Source organism: Paenibacillus sp. FSL H7-0350 (assembly GCF_038593195.1).
In the GTDB taxonomy this organism is placed as follows: Bacteria; Bacillota; Bacilli; order Paenibacillales; family Paenibacillaceae; genus Paenibacillus_AQ.
On record NZ_CP151972.1, the window covers coordinates 2,729,108 to 2,745,361 of the forward strand.

The 16,254-nt window shown below is 51.7% G+C and carries 10 protein-coding genes, 7 tRNA genes and 3 rRNA genes; all 20 read right to left on the reverse strand.

The features are described from left to right. Positions 1-47: 47 nt before the first annotated feature. The 20 genes from NYE24_RS12455 to NYE24_RS12550 all read right to left on the reverse strand — a co-directional run bounded on the left by NYE24_RS12455 (position 48) and on the right by NYE24_RS12550 (position 16,225). Positions 48-126, reverse strand: a tRNA-Leu gene (locus tag NYE24_RS12455). Positions 127-191: 65 nt separating this feature from the next. Beyond that, positions 192-268: transfer RNA gene (locus NYE24_RS12460), tRNA-Arg, on the reverse strand. 6 nt (positions 269-274) lie between these two features. Then, a tRNA-Gly gene (locus NYE24_RS12465) sits at positions 275-349 on the reverse strand. A 32-nt stretch (positions 350-381) separates the two neighbouring features. Then, a tRNA-Asp gene (locus tag NYE24_RS12470) sits at positions 382-459 on the reverse strand. 5 nt (positions 460-464) lie between these two features. Beyond that, positions 465-538, reverse strand: a tRNA-Met gene (locus NYE24_RS12475). 39 nt (positions 539-577) lie between these two features. Beyond that, positions 578-653: transfer RNA gene (locus NYE24_RS12480), tRNA-Val, on the reverse strand. A gap of 73 nt (positions 654-726) precedes the next feature. After that, positions 727-801, reverse strand: a tRNA-Glu gene (locus NYE24_RS12485). A 189-nt stretch (positions 802-990) separates the two neighbouring features. Beyond that, entirely contained in the window at positions 991-1,476 is a 486-nt protein-coding gene (locus tag NYE24_RS12490) for an AAA family ATPase (protein ID WP_342478776.1), read from the reverse strand. 14 nt (positions 1,477-1,490) lie between these two features. Further along, positions 1,491-1,607 (reverse strand): 5S ribosomal RNA (gene rrf, locus NYE24_RS12495). 126 nt (positions 1,608-1,733) lie between these two features. Then, a 23S ribosomal RNA gene (locus NYE24_RS12500) occupies positions 1,734-4,660 on the reverse strand. Positions 4,661-4,928: 268 nt separating this feature from the next. After that, positions 4,929-6,489: ribosomal RNA gene (locus tag NYE24_RS12505) — 16S ribosomal RNA — on the reverse strand. Together the 16S, 23S and 5S rRNA genes form the textbook arrangement of a ribosomal RNA operon. A gap of 462 nt (positions 6,490-6,951) precedes the next feature. After that, on the reverse strand, positions 6,952-8,496 hold the full coding sequence (locus tag NYE24_RS12510) for a LysM peptidoglycan-binding domain-containing protein (RefSeq protein ID WP_341026491.1): 1,545 nt from the start codon (positions 8,494-8,496) through the stop codon (positions 6,952-6,954). A 214-nt stretch (positions 8,497-8,710) separates the two neighbouring features. Beyond that, positions 8,711-9,592, reverse strand: a complete 882-nt coding sequence (gene ilvE, locus NYE24_RS12515; protein ID WP_036698996.1) for a branched-chain-amino-acid transaminase — start codon at positions 9,590-9,592, stop codon at positions 8,711-8,713. A 4-nt stretch (positions 9,593-9,596) separates the two neighbouring features. After that, on the reverse strand, positions 9,597-10,484 hold the full coding sequence (pheA, locus tag NYE24_RS12520; RefSeq protein WP_036698994.1) for a prephenate dehydratase: 888 nt from the start codon (positions 10,482-10,484) through the stop codon (positions 9,597-9,599). Then, positions 10,481-11,461, reverse strand: a complete 981-nt coding sequence (thrB, locus tag NYE24_RS12525) for a homoserine kinase (RefSeq protein WP_342478777.1) — start codon at positions 11,459-11,461, stop codon at positions 10,481-10,483. Before thrB ends, pheA begins: the two co-directional genes overlap by 4 nt. A 64-nt stretch (positions 11,462-11,525) precedes the next feature. Continuing rightward, the gene (locus NYE24_RS12530; RefSeq protein WP_342478778.1) at positions 11,526-12,812 is read right to left on the reverse strand and encodes a homoserine dehydrogenase; all 1,287 of its coding nucleotides are present in this window, start codon (positions 12,810-12,812) and stop codon (positions 11,526-11,528) included. Positions 12,813-12,820: 8 nt separating this feature from the next. After that, positions 12,821-13,258, reverse strand: a complete 438-nt coding sequence (locus NYE24_RS12535) for an ACT domain-containing protein (protein WP_036698990.1) — start codon at positions 13,256-13,258, stop codon at positions 12,821-12,823. A gap of 274 nt (positions 13,259-13,532) precedes the next feature. Then, on the reverse strand, positions 13,533-14,288 hold the full coding sequence (locus NYE24_RS12540) for a hypothetical protein (protein ID WP_342478779.1): 756 nt from the start codon (positions 14,286-14,288) through the stop codon (positions 13,533-13,535). Positions 14,289-14,303: 15 nt separating this feature from the next. Continuing rightward, complete coding sequence (locus NYE24_RS12545) at positions 14,304-15,044, reverse strand: hypothetical protein (RefSeq protein ID WP_342478780.1); 741 nt, start codon at positions 15,042-15,044, stop codon at positions 14,304-14,306. Positions 15,045-15,049: 5 nt separating this feature from the next. Then, the gene (locus NYE24_RS12550) at positions 15,050-16,225 is read right to left on the reverse strand and encodes an SPFH domain-containing protein (protein ID WP_036698987.1); all 1,176 of its coding nucleotides are present in this window, start codon (positions 16,223-16,225) and stop codon (positions 15,050-15,052) included. Between the last annotated feature and the right edge of the window lie 29 nt (positions 16,226-16,254).

Here is a 16,254-nt window from a genome sequence, read left to right on the forward strand (position 1 = left end):
AAGGTTTATGACATTGTACGAAATACAATGTCATAAACCTTTTTTAATACCGGCGAGAGGACTCGAACCTCCACGGTTTCCCACTCGATTTTGAGTCGAGCGCGTCTGCCATTCCGCCACGCCGGCTTAATATCATATATATCCACAATGGATAATTAAATTTCAGATGAAGACATTCAATAAAATAATAATGGCGCGCCCTGAGAGATTCGAACTCCCGGCCTTTTGATTCGTAGTCAAACGCTCTATCCAGCTGAGCTAAGGGCGCAAAATATGGAGCGGACGACGGGAATCGAACCCGCGACCCTCGCCTTGGCAAGGCGATGCTCTACCGCTGAGCCACGTCCGCACACGGTATGTATTCAACTGCTTCAATAAAAATGGCGGAACCGACGGGATTCGAACCCGCGATCTCCTGCGTGACAGGCAGGCATGTTAGGCCAACTACACCACGGTTCCAAATATTGCGGGGGCAGGATTTGAACCTGCGGCCTTCGGGTTATGAGCCCGACGAGCTACCGGGCTGCTCCACCCCGCGTCAGTAATAGATATTCTTTTCTGGCTTACAAACTCTGCATGGTGGAGGCTGAGGGGTTCGAACCCCCGACCCTCTGCTTGTAAGGCAGATGCTCTCCCAGCTGAGCTAAGCCTCCATCGAAGAAGCAACTTAATGATCATAACACATTTACATGAGATATACAACCATTAATTTTTCAAAGATGAATGTGGTGACTCGTATGGGATTCGAACCCATGTTACCTCCGTGAAAGGGAGGTGTCTTAACCCCTTGACCAACGAGCCAGATAAGCAAACAATCTTTCGACAACAAAAAGTATTATATCAAATAAAATAGTATAATACAATAGAAATATTATTGCTCTATTCATTACTTACTGGATTCTCCACCAAGGCCATAATAATCTCTGCAACCTCGGAAACTGATTTATGTTCAGTATCTACGTCGTTTGCGAAGAGTTTACTCTTGAGCCCCTAAGACATGTCTCCATCTGTAAAGCGGCCCAGGAATCCTGGCCCTTCACCACGGCTCTCCAATCTCCTGTGTAAGGTCTCAGAGGAAGCAGTCAAGTTAAAATGACGGACATCCCGTCCCTCACTTCTCAGCCTGCCCACAATCTCTATGAAATACTCTTCTTTCACTAGTGTCATAGGTACAATAATGGTTCCGCTATAGCCTGAATCCAGGTATGTCAGCATCGAATAGGTAAAGTCACGCCAGAGCGTATGGTGCTGAAAATCAGCTTCTGACATCTCGGCAGGAATATTGTCCCTGATATAAAAACGGGCATTTTCCGGATCAAATACATACGAATGTGGAATTCTGCGTTGGAGTTCATTTGCTGTATGTGTTTTCCCTGATCCAAAGGCACCATTAAGCCAGATAATCAAGCTGGCACCTCCATCATAGACTTTAATGGTAAACACAAACACAAACAAAAAACCACCATTGATAATCAACAGTGGTCTTGAGTGCTTGGCAACGTCCTACTCTCCCAGGACCCTTCGGTCCAAGTACCATCGGCGCTGGAGGGCTTAACGGTCGTGTTCGGGATGGGTACGTGTGGAACCCCTCCGCTATCGCCACCAAACATGCGTCTGTGAAACAGACGCTGCCGCTAGAAATTCGGTTCATCACGAATGTGTGAATGAATTTCGTTGCGTTCAGGAATTGATTCCTGAAAACTGAATCCGAAACAAATCTGCGTGTTAGAAATTTGGATAAGCCCTCGACCGATTAGTATTGGTCAGCTCCATGCATTGCTGCACTTCCACCTCCAACCTATCTACCTCGTCGTCTTCAAGGGGTCTTACATACTGGGAAATCTCATCTTGAGGGGGGCTTCACGCTTAGATGCTTTCAGCGCTTATCCCGTCCGTACGTAGCTACTCAGCCATGCTCCTGGCGGAACAACTGATGCACCAGCGGTACGTCCATCCCGGTCCTCTCGTACTAAGGACAGCTCCTCTCAAATTTCCTGCGCCCACGACAGATAGGGACCGAACTGTCTCACGACGTTCTGAACCCAGCTCGCGTACCGCTTTAATGGGCGAACAGCCCAACCCTTGGGACCTACTTCAGCCCCAGGATGCGATGAGCCGACATCGAGGTGCCAAACCTCCCCGTCGATGTGGACTCTTGGGGGAGATAAGCCTGTTATCCCCAGGGTAGCTTTTATCCGTTGAGCGATGGCCCTTCCATGCGGTACCACCGGATCACTAAGTCCGACTTTCGTCCCTGCTCGACTTGTAGGTCTCGCAGTCAAGCTCCCTTATGCCTTTGCACTCTGCGAATGATTTCCAACCATTCTGAGGGAACCTTTGAACGCCTCCGTTACTCTTTAGGAGGCGACCGCCCCAGTCAAACTGCCCGCCTGACACGGTCCCCGTACCGGGTTACGGTACTAGGTTAGAACCTAGATACGATCAGGGTGGTATCCCAACGGCGCCTCCGCAGAAGCTTGCGCTCCTGCCTCAACGGCTCCCACCTATCCTGTACAGATCGTACCCAAATTCAATATCAAGCTGCAGTAAAGCTCCATGGGGTCTTTCCGTCTTGTCGCGGGTAACCTGCATCTTCACAGGTATTAAAATTTCACCGGATCTCTCGTTGAGACAGCGCCCAAGTCGTTACGCCATTCGTGCGGGTCAGAATTTACCTGACAAGGAATTTCGCTACCTTAGGACCGTTATAGTTACGGCCGCCGTTTACTGGGGCTTCGGTTCACAGCTTCGGATTGCTCCTAACCACTCCCCTTAACCTTCCAGCACCGGGCAGGCGTCAGCCCGTATACTTCGCCTTACGGCTTCGCACAGACCTGTGTTTTTGCTAAACAGTCGCTTGGGCCTTTTCACTGCGGCCCCCTCGGGCTATTCACCCTACCGAGGCACCTCTTCTCCCGAAGTTACGAGGTCATTTTGCCGAGTTCCTTAACGAGAGTTCTTCCGCGCGCCTTAGAATTCTCTTCTCGCCTACCTGTGTCGGTTTGCGGTACGGGCACCTTCTCCTGACTAGAGGCTTTTCTTGGCAGTGTGAGATCATGACCTTCGCTACTATAATTTTCGCTCCCCATCACAGCCTGGCCTTAATAGTGTGCGGATTTGCCTACACACCAGCCTCACTGCTTAGACGGACATCCATCAGTCCGCGTCACTACCCTCCTGCGTCACCCCATCGCTCATAGCGGATTACGGTGGTACAGTAATTTCAAACTGTTGTCCTTCGACTACGCCTTTCGGCCTCGCCTTAGGTCCCGACTTACCCTGAGCGGACGAGCCTTCCTCAGGAAACCTTGGGCTTTCGGCGGATCAGATTCTCACTGATCTTTTCGTTACTCATACCGGCATTCTCACTTGTATGCTGTCCAGCGCTCCTTACGGTACACCTTCAACCCACATACAACGCTCCCCTACCCCAGATGCAAAGCATCTAGCCATAGCTTCGGTGGTGTGTTTAGCCCCGTTACATTTTCGGCGCAGAGTCACTCGACCAGTGAGCTATTACGCACTCTTTCAATGGTGGCTGCTTCTAAGCCAACATCCTGGTTGTCTGTGCAACTCCACATCCTTTCCCACTTAACACACACTTGGGGACCTTAGCTGATGGTCTGGGCTGTTTCCCTTTTGACAATGGATCTTAGCACTCACTGTCTGACTCCCGGCAAGAAGTTAATGGCATTCGGAGTTTGACTGAGCTTGGTAACCCTTGCGGGCCCCGCACCCAATCAGTGCTCTACCTCCACCACTCCATTCACCGAGGCTAGCCCTAAAGCTATTTCGGGGAGAACCAGCTATCTCCGAGTTCGATTGGAATTTCTCCGCTACCCCCACCTCATCCCCGCATTTTTCAACATGCGTGGGTTCGGGCCTCCAGTGCGTGTTACCGCACCTTCACCCTGGACAGGGGTAGATCACACGGTTTCGGGTCTACGTCCACATACTCAGTCGCCCTATTCAGACTCGCTTTCGCTGCGGCTCCGGCTTCTCACCTTAACCTTGCATGTTAAACGTAACTCGCCGGTTCATTCTACAAAAGGCACGCCATCACCCATAGAAAGGGCTCTGACTTTTTGTAAGCACACGGTTTCAGGTTCTATTTCACTCCCCTTCCGGGGTGCTTTTCACCTTTCCCTCACGGTACTGTTTCACTATCGGTCGCCAGGTAGTATTTAGCCTTAGCAGATGGTCCTGCTGGATTCATACGGGGTTTCACGTGCCCCGCACTACTCGGGATCCGTCTCGGAGAGAACACAGTTTAGGCTACAGGGCTTTTACCTCTATCGCGGGCCTTTCCAGACCTCTTCGCCTACCATATTCCTTTGTAACTCCATGTGAGACGTCCCACAACCCCAAGAGGCAAGCCTCTTGGTTTAGGCTGTTCCGCGTTCGCTCGCCGCTACTGACGGAATCACTATTGTTTTCTCTTCCTCAGGGTACTTAGATGTTTCAGTTCCCCTGGTCTGCCTCTGCATTTCCTATGTATTCAGAAATGAGTAACTGCGAATTACCACAGCTGGGTTTCCCCATTCGGACACCCCCGGATCAAAGCTTGCTTACAGCTCCCCGAGGCAGTTTCGTTGTTCGCCACGTCCTTCGTCGGCTCCTGGCGCCTAGGCATCCTCCGTGTGCTCTTAGTAGCTTAACCAACGTTCCGGTGTTTTGCTTGTTTGCACAATCAAAAACCTTCACTTTGTAGCAACTAATAACTATTTCAACTTGCTTACACAAGTTTCAGCTAAAAGATGTTCTAAAACGCAAATTCGTTTCGGTATCCAGTTTTCAAGGATCAAGGTAAAGATGAGAGCTTAAACTCTCAAAACTGACCAACGAGTGAGTATTCGAACCCAAGGGTTCTTTTTTGGAAGCAAGCTTCCGATTTGAATGTCTTCATTGCAGAAGACGATTCTCCATAGAAAGGAGGTGATCCAGCCGCACCTTCCGATACGGCTACCTTGTTACGACTTCACCCCAATCATCTACCCCACCTTCGGCGGCTGGCTCCCTTGCGGGTTACCCCACCGACTTCGGGTGTTGTAAACTCTCGTGGTGTGACGGGCGGTGTGTACAAGACCCGGGAACGTATTCACCGCGGCATGCTGATCCGCGATTACTAGCAATTCCGACTTCATGCAGGCGAGTTGCAGCCTGCAATCCGAACTGAGACCGGCTTTGCTGGGATTGGCTCCACCTCGCGGCTTCGCTTCCCGTTGTACCGGCCATTGTAGTACGTGTGTAGCCCAGGTCATAAGGGGCATGATGATTTGACGTCATCCCCACCTTCCTCCGGTTTGTCACCGGCAGTCACTCTAGAGTGCCCAGCTTAACCTGCTGGCAACTAAAGTCAAGGGTTGCGCTCGTTGCGGGACTTAACCCAACATCTCACGACACGAGCTGACGACAACCATGCACCACCTGTCTCAACTTTCCCCGAAGGGCACCTGATGCATCTCTGCTTCGTTAGTTGGATGTCAAGACCTGGTAAGGTTCTTCGCGTTGCTTCGAATTAAACCACATACTCCACTGCTTGTGCGGGTCCCCGTCAATTCCTTTGAGTTTCAGTCTTGCGACCGTACTCCCCAGGCGGAGTGCTTACTGTGTTAACTTCGGCACCAAGGGTATCGAAACCCCTAACACCTAGCACTCATCGTTTACGGCGTGGACTACCAGGGTATCTAATCCTGTTTGCTCCCCACGCTTTCGCGCCTCAGCGTCAGTTACAGCCCAGAAAGTCGCCTTCGCCACTGGTGTTCCTCCACATATCTACGCATTTCACCGCTACACGTGGAATTCCACTTTCCTCTTCTGTACTCAAGTCACCCAGTTTCCAGTGCGACCTCAGGTTGAGCCCAAGGTTTAAACACCAGACTTAAATAACCGCCTGCGCGCGCTTTACGCCCAATAATTCCGGACAACGCTTGCCCCCTACGTATTACCGCGGCTGCTGGCACGTAGTTAGCCGGGGCTTTCTTCTCAGGTACCGTCACTCCGGTAGCAGTTACTCTACCGGACGTTCTTCCCTGGCAACAGAGCTTTACGATCCGAAAACCTTCATCACTCACGCGGCGTTGCTCCGTCAGGCTTGCGCCCATTGCGGAAGATTCCCTACTGCTGCCTCCCGTAGGAGTCTGGGCCGTGTCTCAGTCCCAGTGTGGCCGTTCACCCTCTCAGGTCGGCTACGCATCGTCGCCTTGGTGGGCCATTACCCCACCAACTAGCTAATGCGCCGCAGGCCCATCCCCAAGCAGCAGATTGCTCCGCCTTTCATTCTCTCCTCAGGAGAAAAAAGAAATTATCCGGTATTAGCTACCGTTTCCGGTAGTTATCCCAGGCTTGAGGGCAGGTTGCCTACGTGTTACTCACCCGTCCGCCGCTAAGTCTGAAAGGAAGCAAGCTTCCTTTCAGACTCCGCTCGACTTGCATGTATTAGGCACGCCGCCAGCGTTCGTCCTGAGCCAGGATCAAACTCTCCAAATTGGTATTTAGAAAGAGCGATTGCTCATTTTGAAACATCTGACGAGAATTTACATTCTCTAATTTGGATCTCACCGAAGCGATCTCCAGATACTCACTCGTTGTTCAGTTTTCAAAGATCAAGCTCGTTGTCAGCGCCGCTTACCGCGTCACCAGCAACTTTTATAATATAACATATCCTTCTTCTGAATGCAACACTTATTTTCGATGAAGCGAAATGTGTATTCATGAGAGCAACATGTCCAATCTTCTTGCAAGGCACCCGCCTTGCGACTGGATATATAATATATCATGATATGTACCTGCTAACAACCCTTAATTTTATACCATTTTTGAGATAGTACTATGGCCTTTCATAGATATCCTATACAAGCCTCTGTACCTGCATAACATTGCCCGAAAAGCACATGCCGGCCCTCATCTAGCAGGACCTGCATGTGCCACTCTCTCTTAGGGACTCTTCTCTTAATTCGGAATCCAAGGAGTCTGATTCTTTTTAGCTGTACTAGAACGTCCGCTAGAGTTCGAACGCGGCTTGGCGTGGGCTTTATCCTTGGCGGCAGAACCCTGGCTGGAGGTTTTCGCTTTTGCCGCTGCCGGTTTCGACTTCCCTGGTTTTGTATCCTTTGCTGCTGTGACTTCAGTGCGCCCCTTATCCGGTAACTCCTCCGCTTCCTCTACTACAGGCTCAGGAATCTGAATCTCAGGTACGCGGTTGTGAGCGAAGTTCTCCATGCCCGGATAAGCAGGATATGGTGGAATGTTAGATACCATAGGCGGTTCATACATCGGTGACACTGCGTTAGGCATGGCATTCATTCCTCCGGCATAAGGAGAAACCATCCCCATCTGCGGCATGCCATACACCGGATACCCGTTATACATCGGCTGCTCATAAGGATAGGGCTGAATCGACATTGCGCCGCATCCGCAGGATGGCCATGGAAGATTGACCTGTTCACTCTGGTACTGCGGAGCAAACGCAGCATTGTCACTGAAAGGGCTGACTGCAGACATATTCACATTGTTATAATCCGGTGCTGCATTAGGATACCATGCTTCGGGATATTGTCCAGGCGGACAAGGATTAACCGGTTGAGCATAGAACGGCGGGCAATCCGGCATAAACGCTGCGGGCTGAGCATAACTCGGAGCGTTATTCATGTTATTCATGTTGTTCATATTGTTCATATCCATATTGGCCATTGGCTCATATATCGGATACACGGGTGCATAATTCATGAAATACGGATTCTCGCTGAGGCCGGGATAGCCATCGGTCTTTCCCCATGGCGAGGTTTTACCCTCATCCCAGGCGGCAGGCTGGACCTCTGTCTTATTATGATGCACTTCTTTGGTTTTCTCTTCCTGCGCGGGAACAGAGATTTGCACATACAAACTTTGTTTCTCATGGACGACTTCCTGAACCGGCTTGACTTCCGGCATTTTATTAGGTGCAGGGTTAGGTGCAGGAACCGCCAACGGGATAGGGACTGCTTCTGCAGCAGGTGCAGGAGCTGGCGCAGGAGCCGGCTTTTCGATAACACCGGTGTAGGTTTTACCGCCAATCGCCGTTTTATCGACCACTGCCGGAGCGGTTGACTGAGCCTGAATCGGGGTCGTATTAGCTTTTACCGGATCGATGGATTGGGCCTGGATCGGAGAAGTACTGACTTTCTTAGGGATTTTCACGACTTCACCCGTCATCAGTGCATTAGGGTTCTTAAGCTGCGGGTTGGCATCAATCATATCCTTGAGTGTAACTCCCCAAGCTTTGGAGAGCTTCCATAAAGTATCGCCTTGCTTGACTGTATGCTTATAGTAGATATCGTTGTTGTCCGGAACAGGCAGAGCTACGGGCGCAGCCGGGATCTTAACCTTGTCTCCAACCGCAAGCACATCTGGATTGGTGATTTGCGGATTGGCCTCGATTATTTTTTGCAGCGGCACTCCATACTTCTGTGATAACGCAAACAGCGAATCACCTTGCTTAACAATGTGTATTTTCACGCAGCATTTACCTCCTAAAAGTATCTATTGATCGGCACTGCACCCCGGTTCAGGGATGATAGCCCTCCAGATTCGGTAGTTGCGGTACAGCCGCCTCCTTCGTTACTACATCTTATGCAGCCCATGGGCGAATGACATCCCTATATGCAAAAAAAATCCTTCCATGCTTGGCATGAAAGGATTTTTCTCTGTTCGCTCCTACGAAACTAATGTACTATTCCCAAACCTTATAGCCGTCTTTATCAACCACATTGCGGAATTCTTCCAGCAATTGCAGGGTAATCGGTCCGGCCTGACCGGAACCAATGACTCTGCCGTCGATCTCACGGGCAGCAATAACTTCAGCCGCTGTTCCGGTGAAGAAAACTTCATCGGCAATATAGACATCATGCATGGTGAACGGCTCTTCCTTAAGCGGCAATCCCAGCTTCTCACACAGCTCAATGATCGCCAGACGGGTGATTCCCTCCAGGGCACCCAGGTAACAAGGCGGTGTATAGACTACCCCTCTTTTGATAATGAAGATATTATCGCCGGAGCCTTCGGTTACATAACCCTGGGCGTTCATCATGATCGCTTCATCGGCTTCCGCCAGATTCGACTGAATCTTCACCAGAATATTGTTCAAATAGTTCAACGATTTGATCTTCGGATTCAGGGCATCCGGGAGATTGCGGCGCTGGGAGACCGAAACGGCACGAAGTCCGTTCATATAAGCCTCCTCCGGGTAGATGGCTAACTGCTCAACAATGATGATTACACTTGCTTTGGGACAACGGCGCGGATCAAGACCCAGGTTGCCGGGACCGCGTGATACGATCAGCCGGATGTACCCGTCCCGCATTTCGTTCAGGCGGATCGTCTCGGCCATAGCCTCCAGCATCTCATCATAGGCCAGCGGAATGTCCAGCATAATCGACTTCGCCGAATCATACAGCCTGTCCAGATGCTCCTTGCACTTGAAGATGTTACCGTTATAAATACGGATACCTTCAAAGATTCCGTCTCCATATAAAAAACCGTGATCGAATACGGACACCATTGCCTTGTCCTTCGTTACATGTTGTCCATCCAGATAGATCCATTGCTCAGCCATGAACTTACTGCACCTCCGCTTTCTCTTCCTCATAGGTGTATGTGGGATAGGACCCCAGAATCCGTACCTGACAGCCCAAGGCTTTGATCTCTTCAATCGCACCCGGGAGGAGTACCGATTCTATCGGTTCCAGCACATCAATATAGAAATAATAAGTACCCAGCTTCTTCTTCGTCGGCCGTGATTCAATACGGGACAAGTTCAGCTTACGCCAGGCAAAAGCAGCCAACACCTGATGCAGTGCACCAGGGAAATCCTCGGGCAGCGTAACAAGAATACTCGTCTTGTCTCCACTGCTCTTCTGTGGAAGCTCCAGTTGCTGCGGGCCCACCAGGACAAACCGCGTGTAATTGTTATTATGATCTGTAATCTGGCGTTCCACAACCTCCAGCCCGTGTGTAGCAGCTCCGAGCGCCGTACCGATAGCAGCCCAGCCTTTGCCGGGATTGCCTTTTACAATCTCCACCGCTTCAGAGGTGCTTCCCACAGACTCCAGCTCAGCCCAGGGCATAGCCTTACGGATGAACTGCGTGCATTGCGCCATAGCCACCGGATGGGACAAGATTTTGACAATCTTCGTATAATCCTTGTCCCCGTTCTCCTTCGTGAATTCCTGCGGACAGCTGATCAGATTCTGTATCGACGGAAAAATCCACTCCGCCTGCATTGGCAGGTTCACTTCATTAATGAGCCAGTCGATATGCAGGCTGACCGAGCCTTCTATCGTGTTCTCAATCGGAATGACACTGTAATCAGTGACTCCGCCGGCCGTGGACAGAAAGACATCGGAGATGAGCTTATGATGCTCCAGATGAACAGGGTTACCGCCAAATAAATGCAGCAGCGCTTCATGCGAGACGGAGCCCTGAGGCAATAACGCTATCGATTTCATGACTGTAATTCTCCTTTTATCATATCCAAAAATGATTCGTTTTGCATCCCGTTTCTTTCAAGCAGCTCTGCCGTGACACCTGTGGTGCATGGGGACAGCCATACGGTACGGGCAGAGATTCCGTTCTCCTGCATGGTCTCAGTCAAAAACAGCTCCAGCTCCTGCTTCCGCTGCTCGCTGCGGTCCACCATACATAACAGAGTCGGGCCTGCACCGCTAAGCGCAATCCCCAGCGCGCCGTGGCCCGGAGCTTCAGCCAGCAGCTTCTCCATCCCCGGTACCAGCGGTGCACGGTAGGGCTGATGGAGCCGGTCTTGCATCGCTGTACCCATCAGGTCCAGCCGTCCTGCGGCTAACGCTGCGGTGAGCAGTGAGGTACGGCTGATGTTGTGGACAGCATCGCTCATTGTAACCTCCGCCGGCAGCACGCCTCTTGCCTTGACAGTCTCCAGCTCGAATTCAGGGATGACCACAAGCACTTCAAGCTCCCGAGGAGGCTCGATCCGGATATAATCGGCATGCTCGCCATCCCACACGGCCGTAATAATTCCCCCGAAGAGCGAGGCTCCAACATTATCGGGATGCTTCTCGATCGCTGTAGCCATATCGAACAGCTTCGCCTGACTCAGCGGTGAACCTATCATAGCATTCGCCGCAGCCAGCGCGCCAATAATGGCCGAAGCACTGCTGCCAAGCCCGCGGGTCAGCGGGACTGCCGAATACATGGAGATGGACAACTCCGGAACCTGAACCCCGGCCTCTGCAAAGACCATTTGCGCAACCTTGTAGAGCAGATTGCTTTTGTCCCGGGGAAGACCAGCCATCTCATCTCCATACAGATGAAACACCGTTTCAGCCGCTTCCTCCATTTCAATCCAGGCATACAGCGACAGAGCCATGCCCAGCGTATCGAAGCCCGGACCGAGATTGGCGGTACTGGCAGGGACCTTCACTCTAGACCTTCCGTAAATACTCATGGCGGGTAAATCTCCTTCATTATATTTGCGCGCAAGCCCAATGTTCCATGGACGCCTGCGATATTTAACCTTCTACACGGTAATGGCTTTTGATGCGGTGAATGACGTTCAATTGCTCTAAATGCCGCATTACTTTATTCATACTCGCCTTGCTGGCATTGTGCGTTACAATAATGATTTCTGCATCCGGATTATTAGTATTGGCCTGCTGCACTACGGAATCCAGACTGACATCATATTCGGCAAACACTTGAGTAATCTTCGCCAGCACACCGGCCTTGTCATCGACATGGAGCAGCAAGAAGTTTTTGTAATAGATATCCTCGTCGCTCTTCAGCTTCTTCTGCTTGTACGGCACAATCTGCTTAAGCCCGTTAACACCCAGCTTCAGATTCTTGATAACCGCCACCAGATCCGCCACAATCGAGGTTGCCGTAGGCATCGCCCCTGCCCCCGCACCGTAGAACATCGTCTCCCCTACAGCTTCACCATATACATATACCGCATTAAACACGCCGTTCACGGAGGCAATCGGGTGGTTCGTACGGATCATCGTCGGCTGAACGCTAATGCTGAATGCTTCATCTTGGCGTTCAGCGATTCCGAGCAACTTCATCTCGTACCCCAGCCGTTTGGCAAAAGCTATATCCTCCTTGCTGACGCCGGAAATTCCGCTTACACTGACATCGCTCAGCTCCACATTGGTCCGGAAGCCCAGCGTGCCCAGAATGGCCATCTTGCGGGCCGCATCCAGCCCCTCCACATCGGAGGTCGGATCAGACTCGGCATACCCCAGCTCCTGCGCTTCCTGCAGTACGTCGAGGTAAGACGCACCTTCCTGGCTCATTTTGCTGAGAATGTAGTTGGTTGTCCCGTTCACGATCCCCATAATCTTCATGATCTTATCCGAGGAAAAACCTTCAATCAGGGTGCGGATAATCGGAATACCTCCCGCCACACTTGCCTCATAGAACACATCGCATTGCTTCTCCTGCGCCTTCGCCAGAATCTCCGAGCCGTGCAGGGCCATCAGGTCCTTATTGGCTGTTACGATATGCTTGCCGCGCTCCAGTGCCTCCAGAATGTACTCCTTCGTGCCTGCGATCCCGCCCATGACCTCAACAATCACATCAATCTCCGGGTCACGGATAACGGCCCATGGATCATCGGTAATCTTGGACGGATCCACTTCGATATCACGCGGCTTCTCTGTATTCTTCACGGCAATACGTTCAATAAGGATCGGCGAGCCCACCTGGCTGCTCAAATCCTCCTGATTTCCTTCCACAATACGGACAACGCCCGTACCCACAGTACCCAGACCCAGCAGACCTACTCTAACCGGCTTCATTCGTATTCTCACCCCTGACCAATAATTAACGCACGCTTCACACCGGGAATTGCCTTGAGACTGTCCAGCAAGTCGCCCAGCTCTTCATTCAGATGGGAGATCTCGACAGAGATCACCACGTTAGCCCGCCCTTGCAGCGGGATACTCTGATGGATTGTCAGCACATTCGCCCCGTGAACAGCCACAGAACCGAGCACCTTGGACAGCATGCCCGACTCGTGCTCCAGATCAATCGAGATCGTCACAATGCGCTCGCGCTCCAGCTGATGAATTAAGTGTATCCCATCTTTGTATTTATAAAAAGCACTGCGGCTAAGCCCAACCTGTTCCACGCCCTCGTGTACGGTTTTGGCATCTCCTGCTTCCAGCAGCTGTTTGACCTGCATGGTCTTCAGCACCGCATCGGGCAATATGTCCTCCCGGACCAAATAATAGCGTTCTTTCACGAACGTCCTCACCCCAAAGACTTTTGTATGTACATAGTGGACATTATACGGGATTGAAGGCTTTTATTGCAATAACTTTCTGCAAACAAGCAAGTGGAAACGGCTTCGCCGTCCTTTTAAAAGGACGGTACCGGTTCAGCGAGAAATAGAAAGATCATTTATAGCGTGAAACATATAAATGCTTATATTTCGGAAAAGGCTGTCCCCCCTACAATCTAGGAGGAACAGCCTTCACTTGCAGAAATCAAAAAAATGTTATATTTGCCGCGCTCGTTCAGCCGTAAGCAATGGTCGTCCCGCAGTAATCACAGCTAGTGGACTGGCCGGGAGCTACTGTATTCTGTGCCCCGCAGCCGGGACAGCGTACCGATTTCGGAAGCTGCTGCGCTCTAGGCTGCTGATAGGACGGCTGCCCTGCAGGCGGCGTGAAAGGCGATGCGGCTGCCTGTCCCGCCTGGGCCTGGGGCGCTGCATCCGCTCCCTCATGGAAGAGAAGCCCGGAGTCCAGGACCCCGTACTTCTGTAGATAGAGAAGGTCTCTGTTCACATCCCCTTCACTTTGCCCGGTGCGGTCCGCCAGATTCCCGGTATAGCGGACTCTCTCCACCCTGATCAGATGTACATACTGATTAGCGAGCTGCGAGAAGCGGAATCTGGCTTTGGCTGCGCTTCTAGCGAATGCAGAGGCGGGAAGGAGCAGCACCAAACCTACGAAGATCAAACCTGATATCAATGTGGTGGTGTCCATCGCGTCATCACTGAAGATGGAAATTACGACAATTCCCATCATTTGCAGGAACCCTCCTACAAATGCATGGAATAAAAGACTATAATTAACAGCCTTACGGTAATTTTTGTAATGGGTCGTGATTATGCGTATCAGCGCAAGCACAAGTCCGAGCGGCATAAACAAATACCCGGCGCCGATAGTTACAACATCAAAAGTGGTCCGCTCATACTTAGGCAGACTATCAGAGGGCTGCCCTTCCCGGCCCGGCAGTAGTCCGCCCGGCTGATTCCCTATCCCCATTGCTGTCTACTCCTCCTATTTAAGCCCCGCCAGCTCCAGGTTACGCCGCTGGAGCGTGCCGGCAATACTCTCGGTTAATTCCTCTGTCTCCGTGTCCCAGCTGGCTGGCAGCTCCTTCAGGACAAGCAGCAAAGCTACATGGTCATGCAGCAGAGAGATCTGCTGCCTAATGATGTCTTCCGTTGCATACAATCCCGGTCTTGATACCGGGTCACTATAGCGGAATTTCTCCTCCAGAGCCTCAATCAGCTCCACCAGCCTGCCTGCCTCAGGATGCTTCCAGCTGCCGGCAATCCCTCTGATCTCATGCAGCTCCTGCATGTGACTACGCAGGCTGCGCGAAGCGTCCGCAGCAATACGCTCCCCGAAGGCCGCATTCCAGCCATACCCGGCTGTAGCTGCAAGTACGAGGGCAGCTATAATGAGGATAAGCAACTGCTCTCCCGCATACCAGAGCGGACTCAGCTCCAGAATCCAGTCCAGCAGAATAGCCGAAGCAAGTACCGCAGCCAGATAGAAGGCTATAATTACAGCTCCGCTGATGAATACCGGTGAAGTCCGGCCCGCTTCAGGAGCACGGCGCAGCCATAGCATGCAATATACGTAAACCACAGTCTCTGCCATACATATAGCGAGCAGTGTCACTACGAAGCGCAGCAGCGATTCCATGAATCCAAATGTGAAGAAGGTACCCGCAGTAACTGCCAGAATAGCAACATAAATGCCAGTGATAAGACCTGTATATGACCTCTGCATTCCGTTCACCCGTTAGCCGCTCTGGTACCGCACTCTGGACAGAATTTCTGTCCAGACTTCAGCTCATGCCCACAGCCTGCGCACTTCAGGATCAGGCCTTCTCCGCAATGCGGACAGAATTTGGCACCAGGGATGACTGCCTTGCCGCAGCTATGGCATACCTTATTCTCCGCCTCCGGCGGGGGCTGCAGACTGCGGCCGCAGCCGGTACAGAAGCGTGCGTCTGCCGGATTAAGGGTTCCGCAGCCCGAGCAGGATTTAGAAGCAGCAGGTGCCGGCTGGCTGCCCGTACTGCCGTCCAGGGACATGCTCCTGGTCATCCGGGTGGCTATCTCAGCCGCAGGTCCGGCCAGCCCAAAGCCCATACCGAGCCCCAGTCCCGCATTCATCATGCCCACGCCTGCATTGCCCGGATTGCCTGCCGCCTCCTCCATAGCATCGAAGCTCCGTTCCTGCTGGTAGGTGAAGCCGATAATGTCCATCTCCGCTTTTTTGGCCAAGGCTTCCTTGAGACGCCGGGTTGCCGGATCATCATCGGGAATATTGATCGAGTCAATATAAAAATTATTAAGCTCAATACCGTTATCCAGGAACGAGGAGGACAAACGCCCCTGAATATGCTTGGAGATTTCAACCACGTAGGCGTTGATCTCCAGGATGCTGATTTTTTTGTGCACCAGATAAGAAGAAATAAGTTCATTAATATTGGACATCAACAGGCCGCGGAAATAATTGATCATTGTATCCTGATCAAAGACTGGCAGCGTCCCTACCAGCTTCAGCAGGAATTTGCGGGGATCTTCGATCCGCACGCCAAACTGCCCGAAGGCACGGACCGCTACCATGATCTTGTACTTGGGGTCCTGCAGCTGAAGCGGTGCACTGGTCCCCCACTTAACATTCATGGAGTTCAGCTTGTTCACAAACCATATCTCTGCGGTGAACGGAGACCTGCCGCCGAACGGCAGGTTCACCACATTCGACAGAATCGGAATATTCGCTGTGCTTAAAGTATGGCGTCCGGCTGTGAAGGAATCCAGCGCCTCTCCACCCTTGAACAGAATAGCTTCCTGGGATTCATTCACAATCAGCTGTGTCCAGGTCCCCAGCTCCTGATTCGGATACTTCCAGGCGAAGACACCCGGAGGTCCGTCATATTTGACTACTTCAATAATTGCCATCTGTCCATTCCCTCTTTCCTGACAGGTAT

Coding starts and splice junctions, on each gene's coding strand:
- NYE24_RS12550 (WP_036698987.1), bottom strand. CDS start 16,225: ATGGCAATTATTGAAGTAGTCAAATATGACGGACCTCCGGGTGTCTTC.
- pheA (WP_036698994.1), bottom strand. CDS start 10,484: ATGAAATCGATAGCGTTATTGCCTCAGGGCTCCGTCTCGCATGAAGCG.
- NYE24_RS12540 (WP_342478779.1), bottom strand. CDS start 14,288: ATGGGGATAGGGAATCAGCCGGGCGGACTACTGCCGGGCCGGGAAGGG.
- thrB (WP_342478777.1), bottom strand. CDS start 11,461: ATGAGTATTTACGGAAGGTCTAGAGTGAAGGTCCCTGCCAGTACCGCC.
- NYE24_RS12545 (WP_342478780.1), bottom strand. CDS start 15,044: ATGCAGAGGTCATATACAGGTCTTATCACTGGCATTTATGTTGCTATT.
- ilvE (WP_036698996.1), bottom strand. CDS start 9,592: ATGGCTGAGCAATGGATCTATCTGGATGGACAACATGTAACGAAGGAC.
- NYE24_RS12530 (WP_342478778.1), bottom strand. CDS start 12,812: ATGAAGCCGGTTAGAGTAGGTCTGCTGGGTCTGGGTACTGTGGGTACG.